Genomic DNA, 15,025 nt, shown 5'->3' with positions numbered 1-15,025 from the left:
GTTAAGCTAAAAAAAGGAAACCCTCGTCAAAAGTGGGGTTCCCTTAGCTATTTGATTATATCTACTTAGTAAAACTCCATATTGTTGAAGAATACTTAATTACACTGTCGGGGTTAGCAAATGGGATAATTTTCATACTGCTCAAAACAATCTTGCCAAACATATTTGTTACAATACCGTTTTTCCTTATTGAAAATATTGTATTTTCTAATTGTAATATCGCTATCGATAACTTCTTCATATCGTGTCCTGGGTTTAATTCATGATCTGCAAATTTCAAAATAGTTCAGTAATAATCTAATTTCTATACAAAAAAAGGAACATATCTATTTAGAGATATTGCTCCCGTCAGTGGAATAAGCCTATTATTCACAACGACTAGCTACTCTTTCAAATTCACCATCTATTATTAGTTGTTCAATCACTTAAGGATGCTTATATTATACGAGAATAGTAAGCTACATCGGTAACTCTGCCGAGTAAATTCGATTCAGGCAACACCACTACCAAAGTAAATCCGAGTTTTTCAATTAACTTTCTTGACTTAGTATTTTTATTATCTATAGTAGCAGATAGGCGTTTAAGGTTTAATGTGCTTTTACTATGCTCAATGACCGCGGAAACCGCTTCATACGCAAAACCGCCTCCCCAATGCTCCCTCATGAAGCGATAACCAATTTCGCCAAGATAACCTTCTGCTATTTCTGGAATCATTACATCACCGATGAATTCATCAGTATCTTTTAATGCGACTGTCCATTTTGTTTCAGTACGATTCCTAACCATTTCTACCATTGACTGTTCATCACGAGGAGGATTAATTCCAAGAAATTCTCTTACTTCATCATTGTTAAACATTTTAAGCATATTGGGAATGTCTTTTTCCTCTCTCGGACGTAAAACCAATCGTTCTGTTTGAATTTTAGGTGCTTCTTTTTTGCCATGATTTATTCAGCCTTTCGTACATCGATTATTTGGCTTTCTTCTAAGTAACCTGCCCTGTTATTAACTTAAACAAAAAGGAGCGTAATCCTTTTAGATCAACACTCCCGTTAGTTGAAGACTGGAATTCAAGATAAAAACATCTTTCATAAAGGATATATAGAGAATGGATCACTTTCTTTTTCTATCGTTCATCACTTCAGCTAATTGTTGAGAGTTTAAATCGTTTTCCTTATCTAGTTTATCAATAATGTTATCATGGTCTTCTTCACTTCGGTTTTGACTCAATTTATAGGCTGCTTGAACTTCTAGCACTTTTACTTTAAATCCAACAATACCTTTAATTTGGTTTTTGGTTTTTTGAGAGAGCTTCTCCCATAACGCTCCACTTTCACGGTGTTTTTCATACTTTTGCAATAGAGCCTTCAGGTTTTCCTGCAATTCTTGTTCAGTCATAATACTAGCCGTTCCATATACATGGACTGCCTGATAATTCCATGTGGGCACATTTTCATCCTTGTACCAAGAGGATGAAATATAAGCATGAGGGCCTTGAAACATCACAAGAACAGGATCATTCCCGAAAGTTTTCCACTGTGGATTAGCAGAAGCGAAATGTCCAGTGAGATAGTAGTCATCCCCTTGTTTATGTAACTCCAAAGGTAAATGAGTTGCAATAGGTTTTCCTTCTTCTGTCGTTACGATCGTTCCAAAAGAGTTTCTCTGAATGAAGTCTTTGATTTCAACGAAGTCTGTTACTTTAAAATGCTTTGGAATATACATGCTCCTTCACCTCTTTAATTAATATTGGAGTCTTTTAACCATTATTAAGTCCGTTTGTTCTTCGTCCCCCATATAAAAAGAGTGCTCTCCCGTTTGAACAAAACCTAATTTCTTATAGAAAGAAATGGCATTTTCGTTTTTTTCCCATACGCCAAGCCAAATTTTCTTTTTATTCTGTTCTAAAGCAACATCGTTAGCTTTATTGAACAGGTACTTACCAAGTCCATTCTTTTGAAATTTATTAATAATATAAATCCGCTCGATCTCTAGGGAGTCATCATCCATCTCTTCAGACTGGGCATCCTCTGTATTAACCTTTAAATATCCAGCGATCTCATCATTTATCGAAACAAAATAGAAATGCGATGAAGGATTAGATAACTCGTTTTCTACTTGCTTTATGTTAAAAGCTACTTCCAAATAAGCCTTCATATTTTCTAAAGAATTCTGATCCTCAAACGTCTCCTTAAATGTTTGATAACCAATTTCCTGAAGTTTTCGTGAATCTCCTTTTGAACATCTGATCACCTTAACATTCATTTGAATCTTTCTCTCCTTTCTATATTCAATAACTTCTCTTGTTTCCTTTTTTAACAAATTCCCAGTCTTTTTCTACATTTCTCCTTACTCTTTGAAGAAGGTCGAAAAGGTTTTCTATGTCTTCTTCGGATAATCCCTCTAAGGCAACGGTATTGGAATGGTCATTTTCTCTTTTAATAAAAGGAAAAATCTTTTTTCCTTTCTCAGTTGGATAAAGCTTTTTAATTTTTTTGTTATGTTCGTCTTCTTTCTTTACAATAAAGCCATTCATTTCAAGTTTCTTAATCGAGCGGGCTGCTGTGGTACGATCTACTTTTATTAACTCAGCTACTTTCTCTTGAATGATGCCCGGACTTTCACAGATTCTAACAAGATAAAGATACTGTCCTCTGGTGAGGTCATACTCTTTAAATTCTATATTACTTATAGAATCTAACGCCCTGGCTATCATTCCAATTTCACGTAGGATTTCCTTCATATTAACCCCCTAGAAATTTTTGTTGCAAATGCAATATTTATCATCGTATACTTAATCTAACTTATTTTTGTTGTATTTGCAACAAAAAAATAATGATGAAGAGGTAGATTAATTTGAAACTGTTCTTTTATGTATTAGGAATCTTGCTATTAACTCTCGGCATTTCTTTCACAATACAATCTGACCTTGGTACTTCCCCTTTTGACGCCCTATTGGTAGGACTGTCTATCCACGTGGGTTTTACCGTAGGGACCTGGGAAATAATCATTGCTTTGATATTAATAGGATGCAATTCGCTTTTAAAAAGACAAAAACCTGAAGTTTTAGGGTTGTTAACAGCATTTATAACGGGGATTAGTATCGATATGTGGCTCTTTTTATTAGAAACTTTGCACACACCTGAGCTATTGTACAGCAAAGTTGTTTACTTTGGACTCGGCTTAATTGTTATAGGGTTGGGTACTGCCATATATCTACACACAAATTTTGCACCAATTCCGATTGACCGATTAACGTTAATCATACATGAATTAACTAGAACAAATATAACTTTTTCTAGATCAATTATTTACCTATTATTTTTAATACTGGCCATGATTTTTAAAGGACCAATCGGCATTGGAACTTTATTAATCGTTTGCTTAAGTGGTCTAATCCTGAACTACTTTATGACATTTACTAAAAAGGTACTGGTAAAAGTTCCTTAAATCCTAGTACGCCAACAAGCTTTGAGAAGAACAATGCATCAATATTAGATATGTAAAAAAGTGAGTCTCTCACAATCCTTCTCATCAGTTAGATATTAAACAAAAAGAGCGTTAATCCTTTTTTAGATCAACGCTCCATTTAACGGAATACTATAACTCTAGACTTTTGATTTACTGTAGTTCACAGTATTTAAGGCTCACTCTATTTAACTAGAAGTTAAGTCTAAAAACTCCTCTACATCTTTCACGCATAGCTCCATTCCTTTTTCCCAGAATTCCTTTGAAGTAATGTCTTCTCCTAGATGTTTCATAACTAAATCTTCCATAGACATCCGTCCAGAATCACGAAGCAAGTTCAGATAATCTTCTTCAAACTCTAGTCCTTTTTCTCTTGCCTTCGCATAAAAACCTAAGGCAAATAGATACCCAAAAGTATAAGGGAAATTGTAGAAAGCGGATTGAGTAATATAATAGTGAGGTGTCCAAACCCATGAATAGATAGATGGTTGATCTAAAGATCCCCCGTACGCTTCAGTTATAGATTCTTCCATTAATTGATTTAAACGTTTGGGTGAAATCATACCCGCTTTACGTTCCTTATAGAATCGCTGTTCAAATAAGAACCTCGAATGAATATTCATGAAGTTCATAATACTACGTTTCAATTTCTCGTCTAGTATAGCAATTTTTTCTTCCTTATTATTTGCCTTTCTCATTGACGCATCAAGTATAATCATTTCACAGAAAGTTGAAGCACTTTCAGCAATACTCATGGGATAGCTCTTATTCAAGCCATCAACAGACTTCATGGCGTAATTATGAAAACCATGTCCTAGTTCATGTCCAAGAGTTAACATATCCATAAAAGAACCACTATACGTCATGAAGATTCTAGATTCACCAGTAGCTGGAAAACTAGCACAGAAGGGAATAGGCGCTTTGTTAGGACGATCTTCAGCTTCTATCCAACCTTGATCAAAGGCTTCTTTAACAAAATTTCCTAATTCCGAACCAAACTGACTAAAATGGTCCGTGATGAATGTCACTGCTTCACCAAAGTGTACTTCTTGCTTAACGTTTGTAACAGGTGCCCAAAAGTTATAAGACTTCATACTAGAATCGCCCATCATTTCAGCTTTTCGATCTAAGTACTTGGAGAAAGATTGTTTATATGTATTAATAACTGACCACATTGTATTCAACGTTTCTTCTTTTATTCTGTTCTTCTTCAAAGGACTTTCTAGAGCATTTTTCGTCTCGCGCTTTTTATGTACTTGTATACGAAAGCCAGTAATGTGATTTAATACTTTAGCAAACAGTTCTTCCTTCTCTTTCCATATTGATTCCAGTGCATAATGAGCTTCCTTTCGAACTTCTTCACAATGATGTGAACGCAAATTAATGGCTTGTCCAACTGATAGGTTCTCTACTATTCCATCAATCCTTATCTTTACGATAATATTGCTTATTAAACCTTTATAAAAATCGCCCCAAGCATGGTACCCATCAACCATTAAGTCAGAAATTAAACTTGCTTCACCTTCTGATAAGTGCGAATCTGCGTTTTCTCTCCATTCGTCGAGAATAAATTTATACCCTTCTAACTCTTTCGTATCTAGCATTTCTCTCCATCGCTCTTCATCGATATTTGATAGTATCTTTTTCACTTTAGATAATACTTTTTCAAACCGAGCTTCTATTTGACCAATTTTTGCTCTTAAGCTAGCAGCGTCATAATCCTTTGGGTTTTGCGCAAGAAGACAAGTGATATATGAATTAGCTTGAGTATGATTCAAGCGAGTGTTCCCCATTTTTCCTACTAATTCAACTAATTTATTTGTTGTTTTATGATCAGTGAAAGAGTTAATAACACCTTCTAAATCATGGATAAGTGCTTCTAAATGCACAATATGTTCTAAAAGCTGACTCGATTTACTGCCACCACTAAAAATCTTATCCAAATTCCATACTTCTTGATAACTTAACTTCTCCATAAACTCCCCCTTACGTTCTTTACTATTTCTCATTTCTTGCCTTTTAGATCATCGCTCCCTTTAATTGAATAAACCTTTCTCCTCGTTGGCTATTCTTTTAATTTCTCCAATTTTAAATTCAATAATTTCTTTGAGATTATCTTCGTCTCCAAATCCTTTAAAATACTTGTGGATCTCCCAAGCTAGCATCATCGCTGTATGGTCAATATAAAGGATGTTAAAGTCTTTCCTATAATCTACGTCTTTAATTCTAAGTTTCTTTTTTAAGATCTCGCTGTATAAATCATAAACGAAATTAATTAATTCTGAGTCGTAAATATCTTGCAGTAAAATCATTATATTTCTCAGAGGTGAGCCCATTGCTGCCCATTCCCAATCAATAAACCATATCTCCTCTTTGTAATTAAATATATTTTCTAAATGAGGATCTCCGTGAGTTAAAACTAAAGGGCTTCTCACTTTATAGTCAATTAAAGATAATTGTTTATATGTATAATCAATTGCTTGTATCCATTCAGTTCTTACCCAATGATGGCGAGCACTCAATTTATGTAGTTCTTCTAAACACAATTGCGCCATTCAGAGTTTACTTGATGAGTTGGAAACTCAGTGGTTCTTAGGTTCAACCTTGTGGAATGTATGTCTGATAACCTCTGTAGAATGTCTAATAGTAATTTCTTTCTATCTTTCAAAGATAAATTGTGATAGGTTTCCTTTAAAGGTTTCACCATATCATGCATAAGAATAGCCTTGGGAGAAGTGTCCCAAACTTCTACTATTTTGCTAAACTTCTGTATAGGGTTTGTTAGCTTCTCATATATATCTATCTCATTATTTCTTTCAGCTACAAATTGTTTATAGATATACGACCCTTTTTGTTCTTTATGATTTAAAACATCAATTTTATATATTTTACCTGCATGAGCACCATGAATAACTTCACTACATAGTAGCTTCCACCCTTTTTCTATAATTCTTTCTTCTAAATGGGTCAAATAGAACTTCTCCTTTATTGTAATTAATACATGTATTCAAGAATTCTAGTAAGAACTTATTGTTTATGAGTAAGCGTATTAATCATTTGTTCAATGCCATTTATTACAGGTATCGGTCTGTCGATATGTACTGCGTGTCCAGCCTCTTTAACGACAATGTGTTTACTTTTTTTAGTTAAATTGGAAAGGTCCTTTTGGAATCTCATCCAAGCAGCCAAGGATTCCCTCGTATGATGGGGTTGCGTTCCTCCGGTAATCACTATAAGAGGTATGTTTTTGAGTTTTGTTCCACGAACTTGTTCTAGGCTTTCTTCAAATTCACTTAGAGATGATTCCACAGAAAATTGTCCTAAATATTCGTTCTTTACTTCCTTAGAAAATAAAGGTACCATTTCATCATTTTGATCTTCGTGAACTGAATCTATCAGAATTAATCCTGACACCTCATCAGGGTACTTGCTAGCGAAAAGTCGGACATTAGCTCCACCAAATGAGTGTCCTACTAATATGTAAGGAGGCTTGATGTTTGCAGTTCTAAGTAGGTTTCTAAGATTCTCTACAATTTGCATACTATGTTTGGGTTTATAACTATTACCACTTTTCCCTATGCCTTCTCTATCATAAAAAAACACCTTTGCAAATTTCGATACTTCTTTTCTAATGGATTGCCAATTGTCTAAAGACCACCCATAACCTGACTCAAAAACGATCGTTGGGCTGCATTCAGACATATCATCATACTCGAAGTAAAGCTCAGTTCCTTCAACATTTATCTTATGACCATCACTCATATCTCTCCCCCTAAATACTCTTTTAAATCAAGTTATTTTCAATCTCAAATAAAACAATTGCTCCTGTTAATTTAAGAACTCATTTTTCAAAATGCTCATTCTCAAACGATCAATAAACTTACCATTTCTTAATCGATCTTGTCTTAAGATACCTTCTTCAACATAACCCATTCTCTTATAAGACTTAATTGCCTTTTCATTATCAACTTCAACTCTAAGCCAAATCTTGTTAAGACTTAATTCGTTAAATCCCCACAAGAGCATTTGGTTCATTGCAGATAAACCATATCCTTTTCCCCAGTAGTTTTTGTTACCTATTGCTAAGCCTAATTCAGCATGTTTGTTGAGTTTATCGATGTTTTTCAAATCAATCCAACCAATATGTATACCTTCTTCGGAGACAATAGCTTTTTGTTCATATCCATTTGTTTTGTTAATACACATTTGAATCCAATTTTTAGTCTCTTCTTTACTAAATGGAGGATATTTCTCTGGCATATTCAAGTGTTTAGTCACTTCTTTATCAAAACACCATTGATAACGGTCTTCAACGTCATTTAGAGTCAATTCTCTTATATAGACTTTAGGTAATTCATTTGTTTTCATACCTTCTCTCTCCTCAAAATATTCGATTAAACTGTCGCCATCTTAATACCAATTATTTCAAATCACAATAACTAACTCAATCTTTATTTCATAGATAAGGGAGCTTATCCTAATTTTAGATAAGCCCCCGTTTGTGCATTACTCTATTTCGAGATATAACCTTAATTCTTTTCTGACTGCCTTCAAAGTGAGATGCCAAATACTTTGGAGATATGATTGTTTTTTAGATCATATGCCTAAAGGTTTCAACTATCCAATACTCAGGAAAATCGATGAAGGATCATTAGACTAAAAAAACATCCTGGATTTTGGATAAAAATAACTTTGGTAAAGGTGAGCTGATTTCAAACTACTTCCCAAACCTTTAAGCTCACCCTTCATCTTTGGAACAAAAGTGTGTATTACATAAAAGTGAGTAGATCCATTATAAGTAAAAGGAACTGAAAGACATGGAACTTCCCAAAATAGAGGTTCTTTAACTTTCTATTACATTATCCCAACCCCTCTACATTTTCTATCACTCCATATGCCATCAGAACTATTCTGATATTTACGACATTATTACCTCCTTTTAATATTGACTAAATAAGAACCCTATAGAATTTTAGTAGAATGAAGAACAAATGGGAGGAATAAAGATGTTTACATTTAGAAAAACGTTAGCTGCAGGTGCGGTGGCAGTGACCACATTTGCAACGCTGTCAATTGTAAACCCAGCTCTTGCTAAAGGATCAACAGAAGATTTAGAGATGCATTTACTGGGGAAGTATGACAGCGGGGCAGGACTCGATGAGGGAGGCGCTGAAATTGTAGCTTACCATGAAGGAGTGCAGCGTGCTTATTCTATAAATAGTGCGGCAAATGCTCTGGATATTCTGGACATGTCTAAATTACATAAAGGTAATGGAAAAAAGGTGCAGAAAATGCCGCTTTACAAGGAAGTTTCATTAGCAGACATAGCACGAGATATAGGGACCGTTGATGGACTGACAAGCGTAGCTGTAAGCCCAAATGGTAATTATCTCGCAGTGGCTGTAGTTGCAAAACCCAAAACAGAAGCTGGACATATTGTATTCTTGGATGTGGATGGGAACTACTTGAATCAAGTGAAAGTAGGTTCACTCCCTGATATGGTGACATTCACTCATGATGGGAACAAACTTCTAGTTGCAAACGAGGGAGAGCCAAACGAGGATGTTACCATAGATCCTGAAGGTTCGGTTTCTATTATCGATGTCACTAAAAATGTGAAAGATATAGACCAAGAGTCACTTACGACTGCTGCTTTCACTGATCAAGTTCAAATCGACGAAAACGTCCGCGTGGTCAAACCGAATGCCACCAAGGCAGAAGATTTTGAACCAGAGTATATATCAGTTTCCAAAGATAACAAATGGGCGTATGTAGCCCTTCAAGAAGCTAACGCGATTGCTAAGCTCAACCTTGAAACAGATAGGTTCACTCATGTCCACGGTCTTGGTTTCAAAGATCATTCCTTGCTGAATAATTCATTCGATGCTTCTGATAAAGATGGAGAAATCAATCTTGCTAATTGGCCGGTGCTCGGAATGTACATGCCTGATGGAATCGCTTATTACAATAAGGATGGGAAGAATTATATTTTGACTCCGAATGAAGGAGATGCTATGGATTATGATGAATTCAGCGAAGAGGTTCGTGTTGAAGATTTGAAGAATCAGTATGATCTAAATGCAGAAAATTACCAAGGGTACACCCAGGACCAATTGGATAAGCTGGTTGCCAATGGTTTATTCAAGGAAGAAAACCTTGGACGTCTAAAAACGACTACAGCTATGCCTGTAAATAATGAAGGCAAATACGAAGCGATCTATGGATATGGAGCACGCTCTTTCTCCATTTGGAAGGCCGAAGATATGTCCCTAGTTTATGATAGTGGCAGCGATTTTGAGCAAATTATCGCAGATCAATTACCTGATTATTTTAATACCACTAATGATGAAAATAAATTTGACTCCCGAAGTGACGACAAAGGTCCTGAGCCGGAAGCTGTAGTCACTGGAGAAATAGCTGGCAGTGATTATGCTTTCATCGGTTTAGAAAGAATGAGCGGGATCATGATCTATAATATTGATAATCCTGAACAGCCTGAGTTTGTGGAATACATTTATAGCTGTGATTTCTCAGGAGAAGTTCCCAGTGGAGATGTTGCTCCGGAGGGACTGAAATTCATCCCAGCCGAGAAAAGTCCGACAAAACTACCTATCCTATTGACCGGGAATGAAGTAAGTGGAACGGTAGCCGCTTACGAAGTGACCAAGAAATCTCTAATAGGTAGTAAAGGAAAGAACTAGGAATACTAAGAGATAGATAATCCAATTGAAAACCTAATTCGGTACGGAGAAGAACCCTAGAATTCTTCTCCGTCTTTTTTAGTTAACAGCAAGATATTAATGGTACAGAAAATCTAGTGAAACTGCCAGTTGAACGCGAAGCATCAAAAACTTTTATATAAACTCTGAATAGCCAGGCAGTAAAATAGGATCCCAAGTACCAGCAACATACATTCCAAACCCTACTAATTTACCTTTTGGAGTTATTACTCCTTTACATTCTAAAAGAGTATCCTCTGTAGATTTCTCTTCATACATTTTAAGGGTTTCTATATCTGGTAACTCCTCGCTTTGTTCAAGTACAATGTCAAAATAGTTATCAGAGTTCAAAGATAATATTTTCGAGTCCATTTGGCTAATGTACCCCTCTCCTCAACTTATCTTGCATTGAACTTACAGAAAATCGTTTACTAGGAATTATTAATACCAATTATTTCAAAATATAAGGTGGATCTCAATCTCTTTTATCATACAAACGGAGCTTATCCTAATTACTGACAAGCCCCCTTTAGTTAAAAAACTAATATTCTTCAATTAAACTTCCCTCTTCATCGTAATATCGATAATTTTGATACTCATAATTCTTAGCCTTGGTATTAGGCAAATCAACCAAAGAGACAGTAGCTTCACGAGGAGTAAAGTTTTGTTCTAATGTCTCCCCATTTATATCTACCTGCATTTTAGCGATTCTATTATCGTAATTCGTCACAAACATCATTTTTGAATTCTCCATCTGGAGTAAGAACATACTAAACGGACCCTCTCTTGATTCGATGTGCCTCCACTCGTAATTTCCCTTCCGATTTTTTTCGAACTCGATATAAGATGGATTATTATTGGATAAGAATCCTACAATTCTTAAGTCATTAAAGTCTCTTATCCCTAAGACCTTAATTTCTTTCTTCTTATAGTTATCAATAGAGTTAATTACCTTAACAATGGAAGCCTTATCATTTCCATACAGATCTTTTGTTTGATAGAAGTAAAAGGAAACCACAAAGATAAGAACAACTATTATTGCTGCCATTTTTCTCTTAGTCATTGCTTTTTACACCCCATTACTCGCCTCACCTATACTGAACAACCTATTCCACTTATTTCAACCTAACCATCTAGAATAACCAAATACATGATTAGTGATTTTCCATCCAACTAATCAGATTATTCACATTCGCTTCATCAGATTCTAATTTATATGCTTTATGGTCCTTTGTACCGATGTATATAGCTTTGTGCGGCTCTTTATCATCAGTTAATAAAAAATATTGAAATCCCGATCTATATTTAACGCTGATGTTCCCATCTTTTAAATGTCTCTCATAATCCTCTACTTCTTTTATTACTTTTAAGTTAGATAACACGTTGTTTGAGTATCTTATAATTTCATTTCTCTCTTCAGTAGTCCACTTCGTTTCGGCAGATCTATCTCCATCATTCAATTGGATATCAGGCATTGTGCCGTAACCATCTTCTATGTACTCTTTTAACTTAGGTTGATTCACTGAAACATTAATATTGTCTTTGTTAGCCCCATCATTATTCTGATCACTTTTGCATCCAATTAAAGCGATCACTACAAGCATTGTGATGAGAAGATTTTTTTTCATACAAACCCCTTTCTAACTTGAATTAACTTAGTTTATATACGTTTAGTTCTATAAAATGTTCCATCTGACTCAGTAACTTAACCACAGGGAAGAGCACTTAATCATTATTCAGTAAGTTCTCCCGATAATTGAACATAGACTATTAATTATTACTAAAATGAAATCATCAGTAGCTCTTTAACCTCTTCATACAACTTAGGATGGTTTTCAGTCGAAACATATTTAAGCTTGTTACCAGAAGGATCTTGGTAAATGAAAGAACCATCTTCAAACATATTAATAAAATAGGTTTTCCCCTGCAATTTTTCATTTTCTGATAAAGCAATTATGTAGTTACTAGTTTCATTTAATAACTTATTCTTCTCATTAAGTTTTTCTGGTTTTTGTTTAGTCACTTCGACACTTTCTAACTTTTGTATCAAAGTACTAATCTTCTCAATATCCTCTACCTCTTTTTTGGTTTCATTACTGGCAATCTCCTTACTATTTACACCTTGTATGAGGAGAAATCTATAATCCCCCTCAATTTTAATGGTCTCGGCTCCGTTCTCGCATCCACCTAAAATAGTTAAACTCATCATTAACACCATTACTAATTTCGTAATATTCATTTCATTACACCTAGCTCCCTACAACACTGTTCAACACCAATCATTTCAAAATGAAGGAAATTTTTCAATCATAATTTAAAAAACAAGAGCGTATCTGATGACAGATATGCTCCCGTTAGTATAAGACTCGATTTCAAGATACCTTGTAATAGATATATAACTAAACAAAGCACACTTTAGTTCAATAAGCTATTTGTTTAATTTAGTTAATATTGTTTGCAGCTCTGTTAAATCGTCAATGACCATATCAGCCTGAGAAAGTTCATCTTCTCGTGCAAAGTCAAAGTTGCATCCAATTGAAACTAAACCATTATCTTTGGCTGCATTTATATCTGAAAGTCGGTCTCCAACTACTGCTCCATTAGTGATACCGTATTCTTTTATAATACTTTGGACTAAGTCCGATTTATTCAACGATTCAATTTGTTGGATACTGAATGTTTCCGTAACCCATTTATCCAAATGATAATAACTGACAATCGCTTTTAAATATTCCGTTAAACCATTGCTTGCAATGTATATAGAAAAATCATTCCCTTTTAAGTAACTAAAAACTTCTTTTACGTTAGGATATAAAGCACCTTTACCCCTAATTATATTTTCAATTAGTCTATCTAGGAAATAAGTATCCATTTGTTCTTTTTCCTTAACGGAATGATCAGGTAACAAAGTCTCCCATACTTTTGGTAAAGGAATCCCCATAATTTCACGGTATTTATCAATAGGCGTTTCCTTATCCCATTTATCTAATGACCGTAAACGGCTAAAAGCATCATCCAGTGATAATTCAAGTATTTTATCTGTTTGAAATAGTGTTCCATCCATATCAAAGATTAGTGATTGTGCCATTATTTCCTCTCTCCTTCAACATTACTGCTCCTTAAACTTATTACACAAAAAGAAGCGTAATCCTTTTTAGACCAACGCTCCCGATTGTTGAAGACTTGATATCGTATGTAACGTGAATAATACCGAAACTTGTAAACTTCTTTCAAACTAAGAGACAATAGCTATTGAAAAAGTTAACAGTAATAAGTGAGCGAGTAATAGGGTCCACCTTTTCTCCCCTCTTCCTCCAAGGGCAATGACAAAACCAAATATGGGTAATAAGAAAATTCCATACAGCCACAGTCCACCTGGTATGACCTCAAAATATTGATTAAAGAAAGCACTCGATAACAACAATAAGTAGGCGATAACAAGAAAAAATGAAAACCTGTGATTAGTCCTGTGTAAATCTTGAACCCAGTCTTTTGCAACTTGAATATAAAAGCCCTCTTGGTTCCTATAATGACGCATTGATACAAATGAATGCACTAAATCTTGAATGATAGATTGGTGTGAAGAATTTGCACCTTTCGATAAGTCATCATTCAAGAATCCTTTGTCGACAAAGCGAGAATGAAATGTCCTCATTATGTTGTTGGGTTCTTTATACATTTTTCTTTTCAATAATAATCTTGTCATTAAACGTAAAATAACAAGTTGAGACACTTGAAGCACATTTTGAAACATACATCATACTCCCATTAAATAACGATCGAAAATTCTAGTTATATTTAGTCTGGCACAAACTATAAAAAAGGAACAAACCATTTGTCCAAGTTTGCTCCCTATGGCTGAAGATGGCTTAGTTTAATTAAGAACCTCATCAGTTCTAAAATTTGATAGAATAAAATCACAATAGTTAACTGATTTCAGAGAGGATAATTAATATTGATATTATATTAAGAATGATAGCAGCTTTTATTTCTTCTATTATTGTTGGGGTGTATTTTATAGGCAATCTTTTAACGGGCATTTTTATTTTTTTACCCTTTTTTCTTCTACTTGCAATACCAGTTTCACTCTTCGTTGATTGGTATAGTAATCAACGAAGAGTGAAGAGAATATATCTTATAAAACTCTCTTTTTACGGTTTATCAGGTATAACAATGAGCTGTATCGTAGTCATTACTTTTGGGATTACTGGCGACTTTGCAACTGTAAACATACCATCAGTCTTCTTAATCACTTTATTCTGTTCCTTAATATATTATCATTTTCTTTTACTACTTAAAATGTGGTTAAAGTGGTACGAGAGCGTCCCTTTATCTAAATCAAAATAAGTAATAGATTAAAGAGCTTATCTTAAATAAGATAAGCTCCGAAGTTTTAAAAAACTCCTTTTTCCACTACTCGGTTAAACCGAATCCCATAATATGATCAGTATAAAGAGCATAACTTTCATACTCTATGACGTTGTCAGGATTAGCAAATGGGACAATCTTAACATTACTCAGAACTAGCATCCCGTAAAAGTTTGTTACACTGCCCTCATTGATTAGAGGGAACATAGTATCTTCAGATTTTAATATCGCCTTATCAAGTAATGTCATCTTACTCTCATTTGGCTCTTCGGTATTGAGTTTGTCTGCAATTATCAAGGCATTTGATGTAGTGATTTGGATCTTTCTTTTCTCTTCAACTCCCTCTTGCATTTCTTCCACAAGACACTGTGCTAAAAAAATCGGTAGTTTTTTCATGTCGTGTACTGTGCTTAATTCATGACCTGTAATTTTCAGTTGCAAAGAATAGCCCTCCAAATAGTTATTTGACT

At 34.6% G+C, this 15,025-nt stretch carries 18 protein-coding genes; 2 read left to right on the top strand and 16 right to left on the bottom strand.

Annotated elements, in window-relative coordinates; translation table 11 throughout:
* Positions 1–435: 435 nt before the first annotated feature.
* The 4 genes from ACXADT_RS12770 to ACXADT_RS12755 form a co-directional block, all read right to left on the bottom strand.
* Complete coding sequence (locus tag ACXADT_RS12770) at positions 436–906, bottom strand: GNAT family N-acetyltransferase (RefSeq protein ID WP_474831433.1); 471 nt, start codon at positions 904–906, stop codon at positions 436–438.
* Between the two features lie 207 nt (positions 907–1,113).
* Positions 1,114–1,725: an FMN-binding negative transcriptional regulator gene (locus ACXADT_RS12765; RefSeq protein ID WP_474831432.1), complete on the bottom strand. Its 612-nt coding sequence runs from the start codon at positions 1,723–1,725 to the stop codon at positions 1,114–1,116.
* An 18-nt stretch (positions 1,726–1,743) separates the two neighbouring features.
* Positions 1,744–2,265: a spermidine/spermine N(1)-acetyltransferase gene (gene paiA, locus ACXADT_RS12760; protein WP_474831430.1), complete on the bottom strand. Its 522-nt coding sequence runs from the start codon at positions 2,263–2,265 to the stop codon at positions 1,744–1,746.
* Between the two features lie 25 nt (positions 2,266–2,290).
* Positions 2,291–2,743, bottom strand: a complete 453-nt coding sequence (locus ACXADT_RS12755) for a MarR family winged helix-turn-helix transcriptional regulator (RefSeq protein ID WP_474831429.1) — start codon at positions 2,741–2,743, stop codon at positions 2,291–2,293.
* Between the two features lie 113 nt (positions 2,744–2,856).
* On the opposite strand from ACXADT_RS12755, the gene ACXADT_RS12750 reads away from it, so the two are divergent.
* On the top strand, positions 2,857–3,450 hold the full coding sequence (locus tag ACXADT_RS12750) for a YczE/YyaS/YitT family protein (protein ID WP_474831428.1): 594 nt from the start codon (positions 2,857–2,859) through the stop codon (positions 3,448–3,450).
* Between the two features lie 206 nt (positions 3,451–3,656).
* On the opposite strand, the gene ACXADT_RS12745 is transcribed toward ACXADT_RS12750, so the two are convergent.
* The 5 genes from ACXADT_RS12745 to ACXADT_RS12725 form a co-directional block, all read right to left on the bottom strand.
* The gene (locus tag ACXADT_RS12745) at positions 3,657–5,444 is read right to left on the bottom strand and encodes a M3 family oligoendopeptidase (RefSeq protein ID WP_474831427.1); all 1,788 of its coding nucleotides are present in this window, start codon (positions 5,442–5,444) and stop codon (positions 3,657–3,659) included.
* A 60-nt stretch (positions 5,445–5,504) separates the two neighbouring features.
* Entirely contained in the window at positions 5,505–6,023 is a 519-nt protein-coding gene (locus ACXADT_RS12740) for a phosphotransferase family protein (RefSeq protein ID WP_474831425.1), read from the bottom strand.
* Entirely contained in the window at positions 6,005–6,439 is a 435-nt protein-coding gene (locus ACXADT_RS12735; RefSeq protein WP_474831424.1) for a hypothetical protein, read from the bottom strand. The genes ACXADT_RS12740 and ACXADT_RS12735 overlap by 19 nt, the downstream gene beginning before the upstream one ends.
* Positions 6,440–6,495: 56 nt before the next feature.
* Positions 6,496–7,230, bottom strand: a complete 735-nt coding sequence (locus ACXADT_RS12730) for an alpha/beta fold hydrolase (protein WP_474831423.1) — start codon at positions 7,228–7,230, stop codon at positions 6,496–6,498.
* A 66-nt stretch (positions 7,231–7,296) separates the two neighbouring features.
* Positions 7,297–7,836, bottom strand: coding sequence for a GNAT family N-acetyltransferase (locus ACXADT_RS12725; RefSeq protein WP_474831421.1), 540 nt, complete (start codon positions 7,834–7,836; stop codon positions 7,297–7,299).
* 638 nt (positions 7,837–8,474) lie between these two features.
* Here ACXADT_RS12725 and ACXADT_RS12720 point away from each other — a divergent pair.
* On the top strand, positions 8,475–10,169 hold the full coding sequence (locus ACXADT_RS12720) for a choice-of-anchor I family protein (protein WP_474831419.1): 1,695 nt from the start codon (positions 8,475–8,477) through the stop codon (positions 10,167–10,169).
* A 153-nt stretch (positions 10,170–10,322) separates the two neighbouring features.
* On the opposite strand, the gene ACXADT_RS12715 is transcribed toward ACXADT_RS12720, so the two are convergent.
* From ACXADT_RS12715 to ACXADT_RS12685, 7 genes are all read right to left on the bottom strand, one after another.
* Positions 10,323–10,559: a hypothetical protein gene (locus tag ACXADT_RS12715; RefSeq protein ID WP_474831418.1), complete on the bottom strand. Its 237-nt coding sequence runs from the start codon at positions 10,557–10,559 to the stop codon at positions 10,323–10,325.
* 169 nt (positions 10,560–10,728) lie between these two features.
* Complete coding sequence (locus ACXADT_RS12710; protein WP_474831417.1) at positions 10,729–11,250, bottom strand: hypothetical protein; 522 nt, start codon at positions 11,248–11,250, stop codon at positions 10,729–10,731.
* 91 nt (positions 11,251–11,341) lie between these two features.
* The gene (locus ACXADT_RS12705; RefSeq protein ID WP_474831415.1) at positions 11,342–11,815 is read right to left on the bottom strand and encodes a hypothetical protein; all 474 of its coding nucleotides are present in this window, start codon (positions 11,813–11,815) and stop codon (positions 11,342–11,344) included.
* A 152-nt stretch (positions 11,816–11,967) separates the two neighbouring features.
* A complete protein-coding gene (locus ACXADT_RS12700; protein WP_474831413.1) occupies positions 11,968–12,426 on the bottom strand; it encodes a hypothetical protein in 459 nt (152 codons plus the stop codon).
* Between the two features lie 189 nt (positions 12,427–12,615).
* On the bottom strand, positions 12,616–13,275 hold the full coding sequence (locus tag ACXADT_RS12695; RefSeq protein WP_474831411.1) for an HAD family hydrolase: 660 nt from the start codon (positions 13,273–13,275) through the stop codon (positions 12,616–12,618).
* 147 nt (positions 13,276–13,422) lie between these two features.
* Complete coding sequence (locus ACXADT_RS12690; protein ID WP_474831410.1) at positions 13,423–13,941, bottom strand: hypothetical protein; 519 nt, start codon at positions 13,939–13,941, stop codon at positions 13,423–13,425.
* Positions 13,942–14,600: 659 nt separating this feature from the next.
* Positions 14,601–14,996 carry a hypothetical protein gene (locus ACXADT_RS12685; protein ID WP_474831409.1) on the bottom strand — a complete coding sequence of 132 codons (396 nt, stop codon included), beginning with the start codon at positions 14,994–14,996 and terminating at the stop codon, positions 14,601–14,603.
* Positions 14,997–15,025: the final 29 nt, after the last annotated feature.

Source organism: Anaerobacillus sp. ABR4_321 (genome assembly GCF_056158505.1).
Note: the sequence above shows the minus strand (reverse complement) of the source record. Positions and strands in the feature narration are given on the sequence as shown.

Coding starts and splice junctions, on each gene's coding strand:
- ACXADT_RS12745 (WP_474831427.1), bottom strand. CDS start 5,444: ATGGAGAAGTTAAGTTATCAAGAAGTATGGAATTTGGATAAGATTTTT.
- paiA (WP_474831430.1), bottom strand. CDS start 2,265: ATGAATGTTAAGGTGATCAGATGTTCAAAAGGAGATTCACGAAAACTT.
- ACXADT_RS12715 (WP_474831418.1), bottom strand. CDS start 10,559: ATGGACTCGAAAATATTATCTTTGAACTCTGATAACTATTTTGACATT.
- ACXADT_RS12705 (WP_474831415.1), bottom strand. CDS start 11,815: ATGAAAAAAAATCTTCTCATCACAATGCTTGTAGTGATCGCTTTAATT.
- ACXADT_RS12710 (WP_474831417.1), bottom strand. CDS start 11,250: ATGACTAAGAGAAAAATGGCAGCAATAATAGTTGTTCTTATCTTTGTG.
- ACXADT_RS12695 (WP_474831411.1), bottom strand. CDS start 13,275: ATGGCACAATCACTAATCTTTGATATGGATGGAACACTATTTCAAACA.
- ACXADT_RS12720 (WP_474831419.1), top strand. CDS start 8,475: ATGTTTACATTTAGAAAAACGTTAGCTGCAGGTGCGGTGGCAGTGACC.
- ACXADT_RS12740 (WP_474831425.1), bottom strand. CDS start 6,023: ATGGCGCAATTGTGTTTAGAAGAACTACATAAATTGAGTGCTCGCCAT.
- ACXADT_RS12690 (WP_474831410.1), bottom strand. CDS start 13,941: ATGTTTCAAAATGTGCTTCAAGTGTCTCAACTTGTTATTTTACGTTTA.
- ACXADT_RS12765 (WP_474831432.1), bottom strand. CDS start 1,725: ATGTATATTCCAAAGCATTTTAAAGTAACAGACTTCGTTGAAATCAAA.
- ACXADT_RS12755 (WP_474831429.1), bottom strand. CDS start 2,743: ATGAAGGAAATCCTACGTGAAATTGGAATGATAGCCAGGGCGTTAGAT.
- ACXADT_RS12725 (WP_474831421.1), bottom strand. CDS start 7,836: ATGAAAACAAATGAATTACCTAAAGTCTATATAAGAGAATTGACTCTA.
- ACXADT_RS12700 (WP_474831413.1), bottom strand. CDS start 12,426: ATGAATATTACGAAATTAGTAATGGTGTTAATGATGAGTTTAACTATT.
- ACXADT_RS12730 (WP_474831423.1), bottom strand. CDS start 7,230: ATGAGTGATGGTCATAAGATAAATGTTGAAGGAACTGAGCTTTACTTC.